General features: G+C 62.4%; 16 protein-coding genes. 6 read left to right on the top strand and 10 right to left on the bottom strand.

Going from position 1 to position 21,494, the window contains the following annotated elements:
• Positions 1 to 98 precede the first annotated feature (98 nt).
• From AB4O16_RS16175 to hflK (AB4O16_RS16190), 4 genes are read right to left on the bottom strand one after another with little or no spacing between them, the layout of a single operon-like run.
• Complete coding sequence (locus AB4O16_RS16175; RefSeq protein WP_460155305.1) at positions 99 to 2,009, bottom strand: cation-translocating P-type ATPase; 1,911 nt, start codon at positions 2,007 to 2,009, stop codon at positions 99 to 101.
• Positions 2,006 to 3,064, bottom strand: coding sequence for a protease modulator HflK (hflK, locus tag AB4O16_RS16180; RefSeq protein ID WP_160388602.1), 1,059 nt, complete (start codon positions 3,062 to 3,064; stop codon positions 2,006 to 2,008). Before hflK (AB4O16_RS16180) ends, AB4O16_RS16175 begins: the two co-directional genes overlap by 4 nt.
• Positions 3,061 to 4,095 carry a protease modulator HflC gene (hflC, locus tag AB4O16_RS16185; protein ID WP_160388601.1) on the bottom strand — a complete coding sequence of 345 codons (1,035 nt, stop codon included), beginning with the start codon at positions 4,093 to 4,095 and terminating at the stop codon, positions 3,061 to 3,063. Before hflC ends, hflK (AB4O16_RS16180) begins: the two co-directional genes overlap by 4 nt.
• Positions 4,092 to 6,050 carry a protease modulator HflK gene (gene hflK / locus AB4O16_RS16190; RefSeq protein WP_460155306.1) on the bottom strand — a complete coding sequence of 653 codons (1,959 nt, stop codon included), beginning with the start codon at positions 6,048 to 6,050 and terminating at the stop codon, positions 4,092 to 4,094. The genes hflC and hflK (AB4O16_RS16190) overlap by 4 nt, the downstream gene beginning before the upstream one ends.
• A 214-nt stretch (positions 6,051 to 6,264) precedes the next feature.
• Here hflK (AB4O16_RS16190) and lpdA point away from each other — a divergent pair, with 214 nt between their 5' ends.
• Complete coding sequence (gene lpdA, locus AB4O16_RS16195; protein ID WP_160388599.1) at positions 6,265 to 7,665, top strand: dihydrolipoyl dehydrogenase; 1,401 nt, start codon at positions 6,265 to 6,267, stop codon at positions 7,663 to 7,665.
• 94 nt (positions 7,666 to 7,759) lie between these two features.
• Here lpdA and AB4O16_RS16200 read toward each other — a convergent pair whose 3' ends face one another.
• Positions 7,760 to 8,233, bottom strand: coding sequence for an Lrp/AsnC family transcriptional regulator (locus AB4O16_RS16200; RefSeq protein ID WP_160388598.1), 474 nt, complete (start codon positions 8,231 to 8,233; stop codon positions 7,760 to 7,762).
• A 145-nt stretch (positions 8,234 to 8,378) separates the two neighbouring features.
• Between AB4O16_RS16200 and AB4O16_RS16205 the strand changes: the two genes are divergently transcribed.
• On the top strand, positions 8,379 to 9,008 hold the full coding sequence (locus AB4O16_RS16205; protein ID WP_460155307.1) for a LysE family translocator: 630 nt from the start codon (positions 8,379 to 8,381) through the stop codon (positions 9,006 to 9,008).
• A gap of 4 nt (positions 9,009 to 9,012) precedes the next feature.
• Here AB4O16_RS16205 and AB4O16_RS16210 read toward each other — a convergent pair whose 3' ends face one another.
• From AB4O16_RS16210 to AB4O16_RS16230, 5 genes are all read right to left on the bottom strand, one after another.
• A complete protein-coding gene (locus AB4O16_RS16210) occupies positions 9,013 to 11,127 on the bottom strand; it encodes a hypothetical protein (protein WP_460155308.1) in 2,115 nt (704 codons plus the stop codon).
• The gene (locus tag AB4O16_RS16215; RefSeq protein WP_460155309.1) at positions 11,114 to 12,310 is read right to left on the bottom strand and encodes a DUF3142 domain-containing protein; all 1,197 of its coding nucleotides are present in this window, start codon (positions 12,308 to 12,310) and stop codon (positions 11,114 to 11,116) included. Before AB4O16_RS16215 ends, AB4O16_RS16210 begins: the two co-directional genes overlap by 14 nt.
• Positions 12,311 to 12,420: 110 nt before the next feature.
• The gene (locus AB4O16_RS16220) at positions 12,421 to 14,469 is read right to left on the bottom strand and encodes a 2Fe-2S iron-sulfur cluster-binding protein (protein ID WP_460155310.1); all 2,049 of its coding nucleotides are present in this window, start codon (positions 14,467 to 14,469) and stop codon (positions 12,421 to 12,423) included.
• A 63-nt stretch (positions 14,470 to 14,532) separates the two neighbouring features.
• Positions 14,533 to 15,159 (bottom strand): glutathione S-transferase family protein, encoded by a 627-nt coding sequence (locus AB4O16_RS16225; RefSeq protein WP_460155311.1) that lies wholly within the window; start codon positions 15,157 to 15,159, stop codon positions 14,533 to 14,535.
• Positions 15,160 to 15,285: 126 nt separating this feature from the next.
• Positions 15,286 to 16,188, bottom strand: coding sequence for a LysR family transcriptional regulator (locus AB4O16_RS16230; RefSeq protein ID WP_460155312.1), 903 nt, complete (start codon positions 16,186 to 16,188; stop codon positions 15,286 to 15,288).
• Positions 16,189 to 16,675: 487 nt separating this feature from the next.
• On the opposite strand from AB4O16_RS16230, the gene AB4O16_RS16235 reads away from it, so the two are divergent.
• The 4 genes from AB4O16_RS16235 to AB4O16_RS16250 are packed head-to-tail and all read left to right on the top strand — an operon-like array spanning position 16,676 to position 21,485.
• A complete protein-coding gene (locus AB4O16_RS16235) occupies positions 16,676 to 17,833 on the top strand; it encodes an AI-2E family transporter (protein ID WP_460155313.1) in 1,158 nt (385 codons plus the stop codon).
• Positions 17,834 to 17,847: 14 nt separating this feature from the next.
• On the top strand, positions 17,848 to 19,359 hold the full coding sequence (locus AB4O16_RS16240; RefSeq protein WP_460155314.1) for an efflux transporter outer membrane subunit: 1,512 nt from the start codon (positions 17,848 to 17,850) through the stop codon (positions 19,357 to 19,359).
• Complete coding sequence (locus AB4O16_RS16245) at positions 19,352 to 20,470, top strand: HlyD family secretion protein (RefSeq protein WP_160388589.1); 1,119 nt, start codon at positions 19,352 to 19,354, stop codon at positions 20,468 to 20,470. The genes AB4O16_RS16240 and AB4O16_RS16245 overlap by 8 nt, the downstream gene beginning before the upstream one ends.
• A complete protein-coding gene (locus tag AB4O16_RS16250) occupies positions 20,460 to 21,485 on the top strand; it encodes a DUF2955 domain-containing protein (protein ID WP_460155315.1) in 1,026 nt (341 codons plus the stop codon). The genes AB4O16_RS16245 and AB4O16_RS16250 overlap by 11 nt, the downstream gene beginning before the upstream one ends.
• Positions 21,486 to 21,494 lie beyond the last annotated feature (9 nt).

A 21,494-nucleotide genomic window follows, 5' to 3' on the forward strand; every position in this document is an offset into this window, starting at 1 on the left:
GCACAAAATGATGTGCCCTCATGTTCAATGACTACGAACCAGGCGCACAGTTCTAAAAAGATTGAACCCGGTGATTGCCCGGTTTAGAGCATTCCCCTTCAGGCATCATCCTTGAGTTTGAGCAGTGGCTCCTGGAACCGCAGCAATCGGCCGGCATTACCCAACACCAACAAGGTGCTGAGGTTATGCAGCAACGCGGCAATCATCGCACCGGCAGCACCCAGCCAGCCGAACGCGGCGAATGCGACGATGGCCAGGGTCCAGCCCAGCCCGATGATGACGTTGACCTGCAATGTCTGGCGGCATTGACGACTAAGGCGCACGCAAGTGCCGAGGCGGCGCAGGTCACTGCCGATCAGCACGATGTCTGCCGATGCCAGGGCGATGTCCGCGCCGCCGGCACCCATGGCCACACCGACCACACCGGCCTTGAGGGCCAGTGAATCGTTGATGCCATCGCCGACCACCATTGGCCGGAAGCCGCTGTCGATTTCCTTGAGCACGCGGTTGAGTTTGTCTTCGGGCAGGGCTTGCGCTTCGACGTCGCTGATCCCGACATCCCGGGCAAGCGTTTGCGCGACGCTGTGCCGGTCACCCGTGAGCAACAGCTGGCGACCCAATCCGAGATCGCGCAACTCCGCCAAGGCAAACTGCGCCTCGGGTTTGACGCTGTCGGCCAACAACAGCCAGGCAAGGAATTCACCGTTGAGCGCCAGTCCGGCAATCGGACCGTCGTGATCGGGAACGGCCGTCGTGCTGATGCCCAGTTGCGTGAACAACTCCGGTCGACCAAGCGCCGCTTCACCCTGTTCGGTCATCGCCACGACGCCCAGTCCCTGACGTTCATGTATGTCGCGAAGCGGCAGGAAATGCTCCTGGTCAACCAACCCCGCGAGCGCGCGACTCACCGGGTGACTGCTGGCCGAACCGAGGCTGGCCGCGAGCGTCAGGACATGGCTGCGGTCCTCCAGCGGACTGTCGATGGATTGCAGGCGCAAGGTACCGAAGGTCAACGTCCCGGTTTTGTCGACCACCAGCGAAGTCAGATCGGCCAGCTCTTCAAGGAATGCAGAGCTGCGAATCAGAATCCCGTGGCGGGCCGCTACGGCCACCCCGGCAATCGCCGTGGCCGGTGCCGACAACACCAGCGCACAAGGACAGGCAGCCACCAACACCGCGAGCATCGCTTGAGCGTTGTTGGTGATGAACCAGGTCACGGCAGCCAGCAGCAAAACCAACACCATGTAACTGCCGGCATAACGCTCCAGCAGTCGAGTGATCGGCGGCTTGGAGCGCTCGGCGTTTTGCATCAGCGCGATGACTTTGCCGAGGGTCGACTCATGGCCGGTGCGGGTCACTTCGATGCGCAGCAGGCCATCGAGGTTGATCGCGCCACCGAACACCGACATGCCGACGCCCGTCTCCATCGGCACCGATTCACCGGTAATGGAGGCGGTATCGAGACTGGCCTGACCGGACAACACCCGGCCATCCGCCGGCACTCGATCCCCTGCGCGCACCTCGACCAGATCGCCGGCCTTCAGCGTGCCGTTGTCGACTTCGATGATGGAGCCGTCCGTCTGCACTTTGCGTGCGTGGCTGCGGGTCAGTTTGCCAAGGGCGTGAATGGCTTCCTGTGAGCCGATGACGCTGCGCTCTTCAAGCACGTGGCCGAAGATCATGATGATCGGCAACAACGCCGCCGTCAGCAGGTCCCCCGTGGCCCAGGCACCCAGCATGGCCAGGGCGATCAATTGATCGGTGATGCCGTGCAGGCTCGGATACCGCAAGCTGTACCAGGCCGAACGCATGACCGGCACGGCGACCAGCAGCGAGGCAAAACCCAGCAGCAACTGACTGACGCCAGTCTGCTCCGGCGCCAGCCAACGCCAGATCAGGCCCAGCGCAAGCAGGCCCAATGCGAGCATGGCCAGGGTCAGCTGCCGCGCGGCACGGCGCTGTTCGGCCGAGGACAACAGGCTCGGTGCGACGGCGGATTGAGCGGTCATTGTGCAGCTCCCTGAATGATCAGCCGGGAATCGTCTTTGGGGTCGACCGTGGTGACAGAGCCGGCCTGGCCGAGAATTTTCGGCATGCGCTCACGGTAAATCCGCAGCAGCATTTGCGGGTCAGTGCCCTGTTGTTGCGCCTTGGCCAGGCTCAACACCGTGGCCGTGTCGGTGGATGCTTTGGCCAGTCGTTCACTGGCCTGGGCATGGGCAACCTGTAATGTTCTGTCAGCTTGCTCGTTGGCAGTTTGCGTCAGCTTTTCGGCTTCGGTACGCGCATTGGCCACGGTTTTGTCGGCCTGCTGACTGGCAGTCAGGACCGCATTGAAGGCATTGACCGCCGGGCTTGGCAGACTCGATTGCACATCGACCCGCGCCACTTCGATCCCCAGTCCCTGCCCCGTCGCAGTGAGTTCTGCAAGACGCTGGTTGATGCCCTGCACCAGATCGCCTCGTAACCGCTCGCGTCGTTCCGCCGCCTGATTGTCAGCGCCGATCAGCTCTGGTCGAGCAACCAGAATCGTGTCCAGATCCCGTGCGGCGGTGAGTGCCACAGCGCTGCGGGTGACCAAGCGATCCAGTGCCGGCAACACATGTTCACCCTGAAGCACGAATGCGTAAGGTTCGGTGACTTTGTAAAAAACCCGAACATCGAGTTGCACCACCCCGGCATCCCCCGTTAACAGATAACCGGAGCCTGCAAGGGCATCGCTGATCGGCGTGGCAAAACTGGCCACTCGATCTGCCTGTATCGCGGCATCACTGCGTAACAGACTTTCCACCCGACGCTCGATGACCCGGTCCGCCGCTGGCAACAAAGTCACCTGTTCGAAGGGTTGCGGCCAGGCCAGTAACAACCCGGCATTCTGAATGCGATCCAGCGCACCAAAATGCAAAACCACAGCACGATTTTGTGGATCTATCTGCCGCACATTGGAAAACGCCCACGCCAACGCCGCCAGCACCGTCACCGCGTACAAGGCAATAAATGCCAAGCGCCCGGCTTGAATCCAGGGGCTGCTCAACTCATTTGTTCCACGTGGAACCAAATTCATGGCTGCGACCCGGACTTGTTGTCGAGGCTCGGCGGACCGTCAACCAACACCCGGAACGGTGCCGCATCGGTGCGCAAAATCAGCTTGGTGCCCGGCGTCACCACCGTGCCCAAGGTGTCGAGCGAGCGCAGCAAGTTGTAGAGCTGCGGCGCCCCCGCATAGGCGCGACCGTAAATCTGCGCCGCCTCGACCCGCGATTGCGCTTCGATATCTGCTGCTTTCACCGTGGCATCGGCCTGCACAATCCGCGCATCACGCTCGGCGGCGGAACGGATTTGCGCCGCTTCACGCTTGCCGATCGCCGTGCGTTCAGTGGCGATGGTTTCACGCTCGGCGCGCATCCGGTCGACGGTCGCGGTGAGCGTCACCGAAGGCAGCGTCAATCGTTCGATGCCAACCTGCAGCACACGCACGCCATAAGTGGTGAGCAGTTGCTGATCGATTTGCTTGCGCAGTTGGGCTTCGAATTCGCCGATCCGTACCTGGCTGGCATCGGTATTCACCAGGTTCGCCAAGTCAAAACTGCTGGCGGTGGTCTCCAGTGCAGAGCCGACAAAGGTACGAATCTGTCGCGCTGCTTCATCGGGCTGGTTCTGCACCGCGCGCATGAAGCGTTGCACGTTGTCCGGATCACCCTGCACCTGCCACGCCACATACGCCTGAACGATGATGCGCAACCCATCCCGGGTGCCGACATCCTGCAAGCCGCTGGACGTGGTGCGCAGCCGCAGATCCACCGGGATCGCCGCTTCGAACGGAGCCGGCCAGCGCCAGCCCAGCCCCGGTTCCAGCAAGACGCGTGAAGGGTTGCCGAAACGCGTGATCACCGTGGCCTCCCCCGAGCGCACCTGCACCAGGCTCGCGGCAGCGACCGCGAACGCCACCAGCAATGCAGCCCACCCCATGCGACGCCACGGGAATGGACCGGCCTCTTGTGGATCACCGTGGTGGTGATGGCCGTGGTGGTGCCCGCCATGGCCGTGATCGTGGCCGGCGTGGTCATCGTGATCGTGAGTATGGGACTGGCTCAATTGGCAGCTCCTGGCTGAGCGGATTTACGCGACGGGGCAGGGTCAACCGGCAGCGTGAACGTACGGAGGTCGATGGTCGGCGCATTGCTGCTGCCGCCCAGACGATGATCGAGAACCAGCAATCTGGCGTTGGCCAAACCCTGGGACAACTGGCTGAAATACTGCTCCAGCACAAAGGCCTGACCCGCGCTGGCATAGGCTTTTTGCTCGGCGTTGAATTTCAGGGCCGCCGCCTCGGCGCCAGCATTGATCTCACGGGCGCTGGCCGTTGCCTGATCGCGGGCGATGCTGGCCTGCAACTGCGCCTGGTTGGTGGCCTCGGCAGCAGCGCCGCGCTCCCGGGCGATCAGCGCTTGCGCTGCAATCTGCGCCGCTTGCACGCCGTGATAGGCATTGGCTGCACCGGCCGGAGGGTGAATCGCCTCGACCACCGTGGCGAGAATCTCCACGCCGCTGTCGAGTTTTTGCAGGTCAGCCTGCACGGCGCGGCCGATTTCTTCGGCCAGCCCTACCCTGTCCTCACCCAGCAAACCGTCGAGGGTGCGCGAGGCAAAGTCATGAACCAGGATTCGGCTCGCAGTGCTGCGAATCAACATCGGCACATCGGCACTGTTATAGGTCGCAGCCAACGCCGCCTCATCGCTAAGGCCGATGCGATAGACGAAACGCACGTCCATGTTGACGATCTGAAAGCTCTGCTTGTCAGCGCGGCTGCTGGCGATCACCTGGGATTTGTCGTTCACGTGGCTGGCGTCCCACAAGCGGTTGGCAATCGCCGGGGCCGGGCCTTCGGCGGGCTCGGCCTGAGCCGGGACCGAGGTTTCGCCGACACTGGTGGCCAGTTCATGAACAACGCCATTCTCGACACTCAACACGCGCCCCAATGGCCACGGCAAACCCAGATGCAAACCGGGGCCAAAGACCTCCACCGGCTTGCCGAAGCGCTCGTAAATACCCCGGCCTTGCAGGGCAATTTCGTGAATGCCGGTCAGCGACCAGCCGACCAACGCGACCACCGCCAGCACCGGCAGCAACGCCCGGCGCATATAAGTGAAGGCCCAGATCTGCCGCAGATCGATGCCGAAGCGGTTATGCAGTTCGTGCTGCAGCGCCAGCAATGGCTGCGGTGGCCAGCGCAGCATGTCAGCGACAAAACTGCGCGCCAACAGCTCCGGTTCAAGGCGCTCGCGGCGCGGGCTGAACAAAGACAACACTGCACGCAGCAACAGTTCGGCCGCCACCAGCCCCGGCAGCAGCCCGATCAACACCGCCAAACGTACCGGCCATACCGAGGTTTCATTGGCGAACAGCAGGCAAAAGGCACCGAGGACCAGACTGATGATCGCCACGCGAATCAATTGCGCCAACGCGTCGGCCTCAGGCCACTGCGCCGTGTTTTCCTGCGCAAGATGGCGCTCCATCACCAACAGACCGAAGGCCAACAGCAATGAGCACGCCGCCCCGACAGTGGCTGCCAGGCCCAGTGCCGTCGGGGGCAATGCGAGGTTCCAGGCCTGTTCGACGCCCAACAACGCCAACAACGCCCAACCGCCAAGCCACAGCGTCGGCGCACCGATTTGCCCGAGCAGGTTCAGCGATTGCCGACTGATCCGGTCCAGCAAGCGTTCATACCAGCCCAAAGGTTCGGCAGATTCCTCGACAACGACCTCGGGCACGACGGGATTCATGGCGCGGGCACGCCACCGGGCGACCCACCAGGCCGATTGCACACCCGCCATCAACAGCACAAACGCTGCGCTCAGATTCAGCAGCAACGCTGGCCACAGCGTTTGCGACGCAAACAGCCCGGCAAACAGCGCCAACAACAGGCCCACGGTGGCGAGCAGGCCCGCACCGATGGCGAACTGGCGCAAACGCCGCCCTTGAATGAACGCCTGCTGAAAGCGCGGCAGCCCGGCCAGCGGCGTTTCATCAACATCGAGATCGACTTGCATACCACTCCAGAGTGTCTTCGCTTACAGGGCAATACGTTACGATATAACGAAATTAGTGAAATTTCTGTACTCAGGCGCGCTATCTAAAGGTGCCCAACCTGTCGCTTACCTGAAGCCTTGACCGAATTGCTGCGCCGCGCACATATTACGTTCGTAATTTTATTCAGGAACTACTTTTACCCATCCTTCCCCCTTTCGATCCAGGAGTACATCCATGAGCACTTATGACGTCGTGATACTCGGCGCAGGTCCCGGTGGTTACAACGCAGCGATCCGCGCAGGACAACTGGGTCTGAAGGCAGCCTGCGTGGAAGGACGCGCCACACTCGGCGGCACCTGCCTGAACGTCGGCTGCATGCCTTCCAAGGCATTGCTGCATGCCTCCGAACTGTACGAGGCGGCCATGGGTGCGGAATTCGCCAACCTGGGCATCGACGTCAAGCCGAGCCTCAACCTCGCCCAGATGATGAAGCAAAAGGATGAAAGCGTTACCGGGCTGACCAAGGGCATCGAGTTCCTGTTTCGCAAGAACAAGGTCGACTGGATCAAAGGCTGGGGCCGCATCGACGGGCCGGGCAAAGTCACGGTAACCGACAGCGCCGGCGGCAAGACCGAACTGAGCGCCAGGGACATCATCATCGCCACCGGGTCCGAGCCAATGCCCCTGCCCGGCGTGGATATCGACAACAAACGCATCCTCGATTCCACCGGTGCCCTGGCCCTGAAGGAGGTGCCCAAGCATCTGGTGGTGATCGGCGCCGGTGTGATCGGCCTGGAGCTGGGTTCGGTATGGCGACGCCTTGGGGCGCAGGTAACGGTAGTCGAGTTTCTCGACCGGATCTGCCCCGGTGTGGACATCGAGGCCGGCAAAACCCTGCAACGATCCCTGGGCAAGCAAGGCTTGAGCTTTAAATTGAGCTCAAAAGTGACCAGCGCCACCGCCTCCGCCAACGGCGTGCAGCTCAGCATCGAGCCTGCCGCGGGAGGTGCCGCCGAGTTGCTGGAAGCCGACTACGTGCTGGTGGCCATCGGGCGCAGACCTTATACACAGGGCCTTGGCCTGGAGAACGTCGGCCTCGCCACCGACAAGCGCGGCATGCTCGCCAACAAAGGGCATCGCACCGAAGCCGCCGGGATCTGGGTGATTGGTGACGTGACCTCGGGCCCCATGCTCGCCCACAAGGCCGAGGACGAAGCCATGGCCTGCGTCGAGCAGATCGTCGGCAAGGCGGGCGAGGTCAACTATGACCTGATCCCCAGTGTGATCTACACCAGGCCGGAACTGGCCAGCGTCGGCAAGACCGAGGAGCAGCTCAAGGCTGAAGGCCGGGCGTACAAGGTTGGCAAATTCCCCTTTACCGCCAACAGCCGGGCGAAGATCAACCACGAAACCGAAGGTTTTGCCAAAGTGCTGGCCGATGAGCGCACGGACGAAGTCCTCGGCGTGCACCTGGTTGGCCCGAGCGTGAGCGAGATGATTGGCGAGTATTGCGTGGCCATGGAATTCAGCGCCTCGGCCGAAGACATCGCCCTGACCTGCCACCCACACCCGACCCGCTCCGAGGCGTTGCGTCAGGCGGCGATGAATGTGGAGGGGATGGCGACGCAGATGTAGTGACAGGTTTACCGCCATCGCGGGCAAGCCCGCTCCCACAGAGTTTGCGCTGTACCTGTGGGAGCGAGCTTGCTCGCGATGCTAACGACTCGGTCTAGAGCGGCAAATGCTCCAGCGGCAACGACCCCGGCGCCTTCACCGTGTGAATCGCAAAGTTGCTGCGGATGTCGCTCACACCCGGCAGCTTCAACAAGCGCCCGGTGAGAAAGCGGTCATAGGCACGCAAGTCCGGCACCACGACCTGCAACAGAAAATCCGACTCCCCTGACACCAGGAACGCCGAGATTACTTCCGGCAACGCCGTCACCGCCTGCCGAAAGCTTTCGGCCTGTTCGTCGTTATGACGCTCGACCTTGACCCCGACAAACACCGTCAGCCCCAACCCCACCTCATCGCGATCCAGATTGGCCTGGTAGCCACGAATGACCCCCGCTTCCTCAAGCATCCGCACTCGGCGCAAGCAGGGTGACGCCGACAGGCCGATCTCGTCTGCCAGTTGCACATTGCTCAGGCGGCCGTCCCGTTGCAGCGCGGCGAGGATCTTGCGGTCGTAGGCATCGAGTTTCATGGTTTGGCAGATCCTGATGGTTCAAGCGTGATTAGCTGGCAGATTATGCCAATACCGCAGCCGATAGAAGCTGACAACGCAAGCACCTGCCCTGCCCTCCCGCCATAGACTGGCACCACCGAATCGACAACGAATGGGGTGCAACATGCAGGGGCTCTGGCTGTTTTTCATGGCGCTGGCGGTGGTTTATCTTCTGCCGGGGCCTGACATGATCCTGCTGTTGCAGACCGGTGCCCGCCAGGGCAAAGGCGCCGCGCTGGCCACTGCCGTGGGGTTGGGCATCGCCCGGGGTTGTCATGTGGCATTGGCGGCGCTGGGACTGGCGGCGCTGTTCAAGGCAGCGCCCTGGACCTTCGATGTCGTGCGCCTGGCAGGCGCAGCGTATCTGCTGTGGATCGGCATTCAGTGCTTGCGAACTACCCTGCTGCCATCCCTCGGCAGCGCTGATACAACCGGTGAAAAACCGCGCATGGGTGCAGCCATTCAGCGCGGGTTGCTGACCAACCTGCTCAACCCCAAGGCACTGCTGTTCTGCTCGGTGCTGCTACCGCAGTTCATCAATCCGCAGGCCGGGCCGGTGCTCGGACAATTTGCGACCCTGGGCGTGGTGCTGGTCGGCGTCGGCTTGATGTTCGACAGCGCTTACGCCCTGGTCGGTGCTGCACTCGGTCGCTGGCTGCAACGCAGCCCCTCGGCCCAACGCCTGCAACAATGGCTGTTCGGCAGCCTGTTGATCGGTTTCGCCGTGCGGCTGACCTTTGTGCAACAGGCTTGAGCCTTTACCGTGCCTTGCGGCGTCGCTTGAACATCATCAGCGCGACTGCCGCGAACGCCAGTACGCTACCGATCTGCAACGGCGTCTTGTACGGTCGCAAGGCCGAACGCGCAGCGTCGGTGACTTGGGTCACGTAGCGTTTATCGGCATTCTCGAAGTCGGGATACGGGCACTGGTGGCCGAAATCGGCAGCCCATTCCACGTAAGGCCCTTCTTTGACATAACGCTGATAAATCGCGCTTTGCTCCGCGAGGCTGCTGTTCCACCCCGACGCCTCGCACAGCACCGCCGCGAACGCCTGACTGGTGTGAGGCAAGTTATCCGCCGCCTTGCTCGCCAGCGCCGTGGCCACGAAACGATAGTGGTAACGCTGATCGGGCTGGGCAGCACTGGCCTGTTGACGCTTCACTTCGTCCTCGGCCACCAATGGACCGACCTTGAGTTCGGCGTTTTCAAGTATGAAGTTACCGCCGAGCGTGGCGTAATCCGGGGCCATTTCATAACCCAGAATGTCCATGCCCCATTCGCGCGCGGTCCAGGCCGCATTGAACAGTGCAGCGGCGCGGCGGGTCGGCCACCAGGCTGAATCAGCCGCCTGGCGTTGCTCGCCATACAGCCTGGCCTTGTGGCGCAAGCCGTCATTATCGAAGTACGCCAGCGCTTGCTCGTAATGCCCCTCGCGCAGCAAACGCCGCCCCAGCAGATTGCGCAGGCTCGCCGCCACCGGCAACGGCACGTAATTGTCACGCTCCTGCTGGGTGAGCGGCGGCGGCGCCGGCACTTGGGTGTCGACGTACTGCTTGAGCTCTTCGAGGGTCAATACGCGCTCGGCAACGCTGGCGGCGTCGAACCAGTAAATGCTTTGGCTGCGATACAACTGATCGAAGGCTTGCAGGTAGTCGCCGCGTTGCAGGGCCAGGATCGCACTTTCCCCCTCGACCCGGCATTTTGGCTGCAGCGATTCGTAATCGTAGTCCGGCGTTCGTCGATCGCCCCAGGATTCATTCTGCGGAAAGACCTGGGCCGCTTTGGCGTAGGCTGCGGCGGCCGCGGTTTTATCGCCGTCGCGCACTGCCAGTTTTGCCCGCAGCCACCAAGCCAGACCGCCATCGCCGGCATGTTCGAGGAAGGCCTTGGCGCTGGCGTAATCACCCTGTTGATAATTCATCGCCGCCAGGCGATCGGCGTTGTCGAGACTGCCGCGGGTACTGTTTTGCAGCAACTTGATCATTTTTTGTTCGTTGGCCGGTTGATCACCGAACGACCAGCCCAATCGACTGATCAGCGATGCGGTCACCAACTGCTGCACGGGTTGGCCCTTGAGCAGCTCGGCTACTTGATCCTCCGGCAGCGTCATCAGGTCCGCCATCAACAGCTTCAGCGAGGTGTAGCCCACCGCAGAGCCGTGCAGATTTTGCGTGGCGTACAGCTCGATAGCACGGTTCCAGTCGCCAGCGGTGCGCACCACCCGGGCTTCTTCGCCGAGGCTGGCGACGCCCAGCTCCAGCGGATCGCTGAAGCCGTCGATGCTCAACTGCCGGGTTTGCTCGAAGGCCTTTGCCGATTGCTCGAGCAGATCCGGCGCCGCATCGGCTTCGGCGCTCATGGCGAACAACGCGCGCCCCAGCGAGTAGGCCGCCCAGGTGCTGCGCGTAGCCCGTTGCTCGGCGGGCAAGGCCAGCACTTTCTTGAAGTAACTGGCGGCCAAGGCACTATCGCCCGCGCCAAATGCCACGGCACCGGCCAGGTACCACCTCAGCTCGGGCGGCAGTTGCGCGCCTTCGGTTTCAACCTGACGGGCATCGGTCAGGCTGCGCAGGTGTTTGACCAACACTTGTTGTTCGGCGGAAAGCCCGACCTGTTCGGCCTGATCCCTCAGCGCTACAGAGTCAGGTTCATCGCTGTAGTCGGCTCCAGCGGTGACATTCTTCAAGCCGTTGATGGCGTGGCCGAGGCGGCTGACTTCGAAGCTGAAGTTGCCCTCGGGCAATTCCGCCAGCGACTGGCCACGGTTATCCAGCAGGCGCATGGGGAAGTCCGGGCCGCAGGCCAGCGCCGAGCCCAGCGGCAGGCTGAGGCTCAGGCAAAGCAAATGACGCGGCCAGTTACGGGTGAACATTCGAACCTCCTTGATCAATTTTTGCGCAGCGAGCCCAACCGATGGCGCGCTGTCCGCCGGCCGGAATTCGGCCATCGCGCAGGCGGGTGAAGGTAATCAGATCCGCTCGCTGTTGCAACGCGTAACCGGCCAGGGCATCGGCCCCTTCGCAGCCGCTGACTGCCAGTGTCAGGCGTTCGGGCCAGGCGCTGTCGAGATTGCCCTGGTTGCTGATGCCGATGTCATAGAGGCCATTGTCGCCCGAGAGTTTCAGCGTCAACCGACTGTCGAGGACATCACCACGCGCCACGGCGCGCAAGGTGGTCAAGCTCCAGGCCCGGCGGTCGTTGGCCAAAGGCAGGCGAAACCAGATCAGCCCCGCCAGATGTTTCGGTGGATCGGCACGCAGTTCGATGCCGAGGGTGCGCAGTGACTGTGGATCGGCGAGTAACTCCCGGCGCCGGCCTTCACGCTCCAGCGTCACTTCGCTTTCTACAAGCGGCGCGCCATCCGCCGACGGCAGCAACGCCACGCCGTAGGCCGGCAGCGCCAGATAGAACGGTTTTGTCGTGACGCGGCTCCAGGCCTTTGCCCATTGCCGGGCCTGATCGGCATCGAACAAGCCGCGACGCGGATCGCTCACCGCGTGTACCTGCAACACGCTGCTGTCGACTGTGGATAACAATGCCGGCAGTTCGCGACTGTCGAGCCATGACGGCAACGCGGTGATGCTCAGCGCCAGCGAAGCCGGCAACGCTTCACGCAAATGCGCGAGAAATTCGCGGTACGCCGGTAGCCGGGCATTACCCGCATCGTGGTCGATTTCCACGCCTGCAAGGTTCAACCCTAGCTCCTGCCAGTCGCTGATCACCTGGCGGATTTGCGCGGTGACCTCTTCCTGATCCAGCGCCTTGAGCTGCCCGTCCAGGCGCACCACCGCAATCACCGGCCGGCCATCGCGCTTGAGCAACGGCGGATCTATTCGGGCACGGCTCCAGCCGGCATTGGGGAAGGCTTGCAAGGCCAGCACCCGCAGCGTCGAAAAGTCTGCACGGCTGTCCCTGAGGGCGGCGTCGTGGGCCGGCGTCCACTGCCGCTGCCAGACGTAGAGTTGCTGGTCCAGCGGCGGTGCATCCTGTCTTTCGCAACCGGTGATGAGCGCCAGCGCCATCAACAAGACGATCGAGCGAGTGAAAAAAACCATTAAAACGCCTGTTCCTGAAATGCAGAAAGGGCCTCTGCGGCCCTTTTTCGTTCTGCCCCCTACCCTACCCAGCCATCGACCGGCGGGCAATGTTGGCCTGCAATCCTGCTTCAGATATCGAGCACCAGCGGCTGCGCTCCCTGCGCTCCCTGCGCTCCCTGCGCCGGAATCGCACAGCAAATCAGCACGTGTCCGTCATCCGGCACTTCCGCCGGAGGCAACGGGTAATGCACCTGGCCGCTGATCAAGCGTGTCTTGCAGGTGCCGCAGGAGCCGCCGCGACAACTGAATTCCGGGCGCAGGCCACGGCTTTCCGCCAACTCCAGCAAGCTGCCGCCCTCCGGCTGCCAGCGCGCTTCCTTGGCCGAGCGCTGGAATACCACGGGCACCGACGTGGTGGCGGCCGGTGGTTGCTCGATGACGACCGCATCGGGGTCCGGACGCCGGCGCAAGGTCGACGGGCCGAAGGTTTCGGCGTGAATCCGCGAATCGCGGATATCCAGTTCGCGCAGGCCGTCGTACAGCGCCTGGGTAAAACTTCCGGGGCCACAGACGACAAAATCCGGCTGATCATAGTCCTCGACTGTCAGCAGATCCTTGAGCAGCGCGACGTCGATCCGTCCAATGTGGTCGAAATCCTCGCCCTGCATCGCCTCGGCTTCCGGTTGGCTGAGCAAGCGCACCACCCGCACCGCGTCACCGGCGTCCTCGAGCAAGCGATCCAGTTCACGGCGAAACGGCTGGTCGGCCAGCGTTCGCGAACTCTGGATAAACCATGTCGGGCGGATACGACGAGTGCGCAAGCCCTGGTAAACCACCTCGCGCACCATCGACAACAGCGGTGTGATACCCACTCCGGCCGCCAGCAACACCAGTGGCCGATGCTCATGGGGCGCCACGGTGAAATGCCCTTGCGGCGCCCGCGCCTCCAACAGGTCGCCGACCCGAATCTGCTCATGCAAATGCCTAGAGACCCGCCCGTCACGCTTGACGCTGATGCGGAAAAAATCATCGGACGGTGCGCTGGATAAACTGTACGTGCGGATGTGCACTTCACCATCAATGTTGAAGCGCAGGGGCAAATGCTGCCCGGCCTGGAACAGCGGCAATCCGGCTCCGTCGGCGGGCTCCAGGTAAATCGAGCGAATGTTCTGGCTTTGCGCTTCAATCCGCGTCACCCGCAATGGTCGCCATTGATCGCCCAAGGCTTTGGCGTGCAAACGCGCCGAGGCCTGCTCCCATGTGCCGGTGAGCAAACTGGTGGGCGATACGCCGTCGAAGCGCCAACGCAGCGCCAGGGCGGCGGGGCGACGCACGACGTGCTCGACATCGAATGTCCACAGGCGCTCGGCGCCCTGGAACGCCTCGACCTGTGGGCCCTCGAGGATGATCTCGGTGCGCCCGCTGAGCTGCAGCAAATCACCGGTATTGAAATCGATGAACAACAGCCCGGCGCGGGGATTGAGCAGCAGGTTGCCCAGGGTGTTGAAATGCAGGTTGCCGGCGAAGTCCGGAATGGTCAGGCGGTTGCCTTCCACGCGCACGAAACCGGTCTGGCCGCCACGGTGCGATACGTCCACCGAACGTTCACCATCGTCATCTACATAACTGGCAACGAAGAACGTGTCCGCCTCGGCAATCATGGCTCTGGCCACGTCATCCAGTTCGTTGAAATGCCGGGCGGCACGGGTCGCAGGATCGGTCACCGGCACCGAGCGAAACTGGCGCAACTGAATGTACTGCGGGCAATTGCCGAAGGACTGATCCACCGTCACCCCGAAGCCACCCGCCGTCATGGCGCGGACATGGCCATTGATGCGGTTGCGACGGCGGGTATGCAGCTCGATGCCCAACAGGCCGATGGCCGACCCGTCGCTCAACTGCGCGGGATCATCAAGGGCAGGCAGGCTGGCAAATTGCAGCAGCCCAGGTTCTGGTGAGTGGGCGAAACCGGGCTGGCCTTCAAGGATACTGGCCCAGGGATGACCGTCGGCATCCACCGCCCCGTACAGCATGAACGGCAATTGCTGATAGAACGTGCGGTGCTGGTCCGGCATCTCGCTGCGAATGACCTTGCGACCGAAAATCTCCATTCGTTCGGCAACGCCCACATGCGCCTGCAATTGCTTTTCGCCGGCATGCCAGGGTGAACGGTCCATAGGTTTTCTCCCCTGCGCCAGTGGCGCAGAACGGGGCGGCCCGGCAATTGCGGGCCGCCAGCATCAGGCAGTTTTTTGCAGACCGGCGACGGTGCGCGGCATGCCGACAAAACCTGGCAAGGCTTCGATGCGGGCCAGCCAGGCGCGAATATTGGCGTACTCGTCGAGCGACACATTGCCCTCCGGCGCATGGGCGATGTAACTGTAGGCGGCGACGTCGGCAATCGTCGGTTCAGTGCCGGCCAGATACGCTGTATTGGCCAATTCGTGATCGATCACCTTGAGCACGGAATGGGCATAGGGAATAACCTCATCAGCGTTGTAAGGCGCGCCAAACACCGTGATCAATCTGGCCCGTGCAGGGCCGAAGGCAATCGGGCCGGCAGCGGCCGACAACCAGCGCTGAACCTTGGCCGCCCCCACCGGATCAGTCGGCAGCCAGCGACCGTTGCCGTACTTTTGCGCCAGATAGACCAGAATCGCGTTGGAGTCGGCCAACACCACACCCTGGTCATCGATCACCGGCACCTGACCGAATGCATTGAGCGCCAAGTACGCTGGTTGCTTGTGTTCGCCCTTGGCGAGGTCAACGAAGATCAATTCGGTCGGCAATTTCAGCAGGGACAGCATCAACTCGACACGATGAGCATGGCCGGAACGTGGGAAGTTGTAGAGTTTGATCGCTTGCATGGTCGACACCTCGGATCGGTGGGGCTGCTCAGGAAGAGCAGCGCCGGTGGGTCGTATCTTCCGCCCACAACCAAAACATCAGAATAACCAGCAAACGCAATCCATTATTTCAGCAGACGAAACAATTCAACCTTCGAGCGCCGGATGCTCGCGCAGGGTCTTCACCGCGAAATCGACAAAACTGCGCACCCGGGCCGGGGCTTTGCGCCCGCCCTGATAGAGCACATGGATGGGTAATGGCGGCAGTTCGAAGTCGGCCAGAACGATCTCCAGCTCACCGGCGGCCACTTTGCCCGCCACTTGATAAGACAGCACCCGCGTGAACCCCAATCCCAGGCAGGCTGCCGTGATGGCCGCCTGGTTCGCTGTCACGACCAGACGCGGCTCGGCCCTGACACTCAGGGTTTCGCCGTCTTCGACAAATGGCCAACTCCTCAATTGGCCAATCGCAGAGGTCGCGATAATCGGCGCCTGAGCCAGTTCCTGTGGATGCACGGGCCGACCATGGCTGGCCAGGTACTGTGGCGATGCGCAGATCACCCGCCGCACCTCGCCCACGCGGATCGCATGCTGATTGCTGTCGGGTAGCTCGCCGATGCGGATGGCCACATCGACGCCCTCCTCCACCACGCTCACGACCCGGTCGACCAGCAGCGCATTGATGCAGACCTCGGGGAACTGCGTCAGGTAGCTGACCATCAACGGCGTGACAAACAGCTCGCCAAATAAAACCGGGGCGGTGATGGTCAGTTGCCCACGAGGATGGATATGGCTGCCTGCGGCCGAGTCCTCCGCTTCCTGCACCTCGGCGAGAATTCTCCGACAGTCCTCCAGGTAGCGCTGACCGGCCTCGCTCAAATACACGCTACGCGTGGTACGCGTGAGCAGTTGCGTGCCTATTCGCTTCTCCAGCGCCGCCACCGCTCGGGTCACGCTGGCCGCCGACAGCCCCAGACGCCGCGCCGCCGCCGAAAAACTCTGGTCCTGGACGACGGCGGCGAAGACCTGCATTTCCTGGAAGCGGTCCATGGGCATGTCCTCATTTCAAATAGATAAGTCGCAAGTGAAGGCCGACGGTTAACGGCAACGCTCAACCCGCTAGTTGGGCAACCCGCCATCAAGTAAATCAACGGGCTACAGCACTCTGACGCCAGCACTTAAAAAACCAAGGGTGGCACAAACCGCGAAGAGCGGGCCCGGGATTATTGATAATTAATGAGGATTATTTTCTTGCGACGGATGCGACCGCTGGCAATTATCCGGCCCCGCCCGCTGCAACGGCAAACTTCCAGCCTGTGTAAACAGGCGGAATATAAGACTGCTCCTATACTACAAGCCACACTGCTACCTATTGAGCTTTAGCAGGTACCTCGTTGAATTTTCCCTACATTAAATAAGGCGTTAGTTGTTAACACTTGGACGGCTGTCCATCGATCCTGCTTTCAAGATTCAGCGAGTAGGGAAGAGTGAACTTCAACTAGCTGGCTAACCTGGTGACAACGCAAGGAGTTCGAAAATGTTGCGCACAAACATTTCCGCAAGAGCACTGTCCGGTGGTTTGCTCGATGTACTGATACGAGCCGGACTGATCACCGTGCTGGTGCTGTTCTGCTTCCAGATCTTCCACCCCTTCCTCAACCTCATGCTCTGGGCAATGATTCTGGCCATCACCCTGTATCCGCTGCATGCGCTGATCAAGCGCAAGCTGGTCAACAAGGACGGTCGTGCCGCCACCCTGATTGTGGTGGTCGCCCTGGCTTTGCTGATGGTACCGATCTACCTGCTGGGCACCTCGATCAGTGAGTCGATCCAGGGCACTCTGGCGATCCTCAAGTCCGATACGTTGCAGATTCCGCTGCCCAGCGAAAAAATCGCTTCCCTGCCGCTTATTGGCAAGCCGCTGTATGGCTACTGGATGCAAGCCGCTACCGACATGAGCAGCGTGCTGATGAAGATGATGCCTTACATCAAGTCCGTCGGCCTGACCTTGTTGGGCAAAATGGCTGACGTCGGTGTGGGCTTTCTGTTGTTCATCGGCGCCCTGATCATTGCCGGCGTGTTCATGGCCTACGGCGAAAACGGCGAAAGAAGCGCCCTGGCCATCACCTCGCGCCTTTCCGGCCCTGAGCGTGGGCCGCGTATTACCGTGCTTTGCACTGCAACCATCCGCGCGGTCGCCCAAGGCGTGGTGGGCATCGCGTTTATCCAGATGTTGCTGGTTGGCGTGGGCTTCGTACTCATGGGTGTCCCCGGTGCCGGGCTGCTGGCGATGGTGGCGCTGTTGATGGGGATCATGCAGTTGCCGGTACTGCTGGTGACCATCCCGGTGATCGCCTATGTCTTCGCCACCGAAGGGACCACCCTGGCCACCGTCGTGTTTGGCATCTACAGCCTGATTGCCGGGATGGCCGACAACGTCCTCAAACCGTTGATGCTTGGCCGCGGCGTCGATGTGCCCATGCCGGTGATTCTGATTGGCGCCCTGGGCGGCATGGTCAGCGGCGGCTTCATCGGTTTGTTCATCGGGCCGGTTGCGCTGGCGGTGGGCTACCAACTGTTCTGGCAGTGGGTCCAGGACCAACCGTCTGCCGAGCTGCTGAGCGAGACACCCGAGCTCGAGGCGTTGAACGAGACACCGCAAATAGAGGCAATGAACGATCAGCGTCCCCTCTGAGGAGTTTGCGCTTGATGCCTCGCCCTGCTCGCGTCAGCCGGTTGCTGCTCTGTGGCACCGTCGTTCTGGGGGGCTGCGTGCAACTCGGGCCGGATTTCCAGTCGCCGGCCCAGCCCTGGGTCGAACACTGGAACAGCCCGGCCCTGGAAATCGCCGGCCAACAACACGCGCAACCGGACAGCCGCCAATGGTGGCGCGTGTTCAACGACCCGGTGCTGGACCATTTGATGGCCGAAGCCGATGCCCACAACCCCGACCTGCACGTCGCCGGCCTGCGGGTCATGGAGTCCCGCGCGCAATTGGGTATCGCCCTGAGTGGACGCTACCCGCAATTGCAGCAGGCCAGCGCCGACAGCCTGTACCTGGACCGTCGACAGTCGGGCGGCACCAACCCCCAGGACACGCATTTCTGGCAACACAGCGTCGGCTTCGATATCGGCTGGGAGCTGGATTTCTGGGGGCGTTTCAGCCGTGCCATCGAGTCGGCGGATGCGTCCTGGTTTGCCGCCCAGGCCAACTATGAAAATGCCTTGGTGCTGTTGCACGCGCAACTCGCGCAAAACTACTACGCCTTACGCACCGCCGAGGCGCGCTTGGCCATCGCCCGCAGTAACGCCAAATTGCAGAAACGCAGCTACGAGATCACCGAGCGCCTGTTCAAGAGCGGGGCCGAAGCTGAACTCGACCTGCAACAAGCCAAGACCCAGTACCTGGGCACCCTGAGCACCATCCCGGATTTCGAGAGCCAGGTGGCGAGTTTGCGCAATGCGTTGTCCACCCTGATCGGCCAGCCACCCGGCTCGATCCCTGATCTCAATCGCAACACTGGCTTAGTGCCGCTGCTCGATACTGCGGTTTTGCAGGATGTGCCGGCCAACCTCCTGGTGCGGCGCCCCGATGTTCGCGCTGCCGAACTGCAAGTGGCTGCGCAGTCGGCGTTGATCGGCGTGGCCGAGACCGACCTCTACCCCTCCATCAGCCTGCTGGGCAGCATCGTCTGGTCCGCCAGCTCGCTCAGCGGTGCATCCAACACTCTCGACATGGTGGCCGGCCCCAGCCTGCGCTGGGACATCTTCGACCACGGCCGGATCACCAACAACGTGCGCGTACAGGATGCCCGCCTGCAGCAGCTGATCGTCATCTACCAGGACAGCGTGCGTCAGGCGGCACGCGAGGCTGACGATGCCGCGACCGGTTTGATCAAGGCGCTGGAGCGCGACCAGATCCTCAGCCAAGCCTCGGTAGCCGCCGAACGCTCGGTGACCCTGGCCAATGCCCAATACCGCGAAGGCTATTCGGATTTCCAGCGTGTGCTGGATGCCCAGCGCGCCCTGTTTGCCCAACAGGATATCTACCTGGTCAACCGCGGCACCGCCGTCAACAGCCTGATCGCCCTGTACAAGGCCCTGGGCGGCGGCTGGTACAGCGACCAGCCGATCATCGACCCGGCCACCCGCAAACAGATGCAACAACGGACCGATTGGGGCGATCTGCTCGACGAACCGAAGGAAGGTGCCCATGACTGACAGCCAGCAACCGGCCGCCGAGAACGCCTCGGCCGCCACCGCCGACCCGGCCAGAAAAGCGATCAACTGGGTGGTGCTGCTGATCATCCTCAGCCTGGCCTGGTACCTGATGGCCGACCGTTACACGCCCTACACGCAACAGGCACGGGTGCAGGCCTTTATTGTGCCGGTGGCAGCCGAGGTTTCCGGCCGGGTGACCAAGGTGCATGTACGCAACAACCAGGACGTGAAGGCTGGCGAATTGCTGTTTGAAGTCAACCCGGAGCAGTACCAGATCGCCGTCGATCGCGCCCGCGCCGACCTTGAATCGACCCGGCGCCAGGTGGGCGCCAACACCGCCGGCATCGACTCCAAGCAAGCTTCCCTGCGCGCCGCCCAGGCCAACGAGCTCAAGGCACGCCAGGACATCCAGCGGCTTGAGCGCCTGTACCGCGAAGACCCGGGCACCATCTCGCTGCGACGCCTGGAGATATCCCGCGCCACCGTGCAAGAATCCATCAGCCAGGTCGCCGCGGCCAAGGCTGAAGTACAACGTGCGCGGGAAACACAGGGCGGTAACGAAGACGAAAACGCCCAGTTGCTCAGCGCCGCCAGCAACCTTGAAAAAGCCGAGCTGGACTTGAGCAATACCAAGGTCCACGCGCGTTCGGCCGGCCTGATCACCGATCTGCGCACCGATGTCGGCCAGTTCGCCGCCGCCGGTGCGCCGGTGATGACCCTGATCGCCATCCACGACGTGTGGATCAGCGCCGACATGACCGAAAACAACCTGGGCAGCGTCCAGCCCGGGACACCGGTGTCCATCGTGCTCGACGCCCTGCCGGGGAAAATCTACCGAGGCCATGTGCGCAGCGTCGGCTATGGCGTCGATATCGGCCAGACCACCCAGCCGGGCAGCCTGCCGAAAGTGGAGAACAGCCGCGACTGGCTGCGTCCTGCCCAGCGCTTTCCGGTCATCATCGAATTCGAACCCGGTGAGCTGACCAGCCCGCAAGGCATCCGCTCCGGCGGCCAGGCCGAAGTCATGGCGTTCCCGAGCGAGGGCAATCCGCTGAATTTTCTTGGGCGCATCTTTTTGCGCCTGATGAGCTGGATGTCCTATGCGTATTGAGCGCCCGGCCCGGGTTCAGCGCGCCTTGCGCCTGAGCTTCGGTACGGCGCTGTGCCTGGCGGCGAGCTTCGGTCTGGCCTTGCCCATCCCGTTCCTCTCACCGATGCTGGCGCTGATGATGCTGGCAGCGATGAACCGGCCATTACCGTTCAAGGCCAGCCTGGGCCTGGTCCTCATCCTTATGCTGACCACCGGGACCGGCCTGCTGCTGATCCCTCTGCTGCGTTACTACCCGTTCAGTGGCGTGCTGCTGGTCGGACTGTGCCTGTTCCTGGCCTTCGGTTATGGCCTGCGCGGCGGCAATCCGCTGGTGGCGACGTTCCTGGTGGTGGGCCTGACCTTGATCAGCTCGGCCGGAACCGCTGAATTCGCCCTGGCGCTTGAGGTGATCGTGGCCTTGGTCAAAGGCCTGTTCCTGGCGGTCACGACACTGACCATCAGCCATTGGCTATTCCCCGATCCCGCCAGCGCCCCACAACCCAAACCCGGCCCGAGCCTGTCTCCCACCGAAAGCGGTTGGCTGGCATTAAGAGCCACGCTGGTGGTGCTGCCGACTTTCCTGCTGGCCATGATCGACCCGGCGAGCTACCTGCCGATCATCATGAAAGCCGTCAGCCTCGGCCAACAAAGCTGCGCCACCAGCGCCCGCAGCGCCGGCCAGGAACTGCTCGGCTCGACCCTGCTCGGTGGCCTGATGGCGATTGTTTTCTGGTGCGCGCTGAGCCTGTTCGTCAACCTGTGGATGTTTTTTCTGTGGATGCTGCTGTTCGGCTTGCTGGCGGCCAGAAAACTCTACGGCCTGGCCCAGACCCGACAACCACCGAGCTTCTGGCTCAACAGCCTGGCGACCCTGATCATCCTGCTCGGCCAATCGGTGCAGGACAGCGCCGCGGGCAAGGACGTCTACACCGCCTTCGCGATCCGCATGGGACTGTTCATTCTGGTGACCTTGTATGCCTGTGTGATGGTGCATTTGCTGGATACGCGGCGGCGACGGCGAATTACGACTGCCTAGAAACAGAAA

The organism is Pseudomonas sp. S2_H10, from assembly GCF_054668285.1.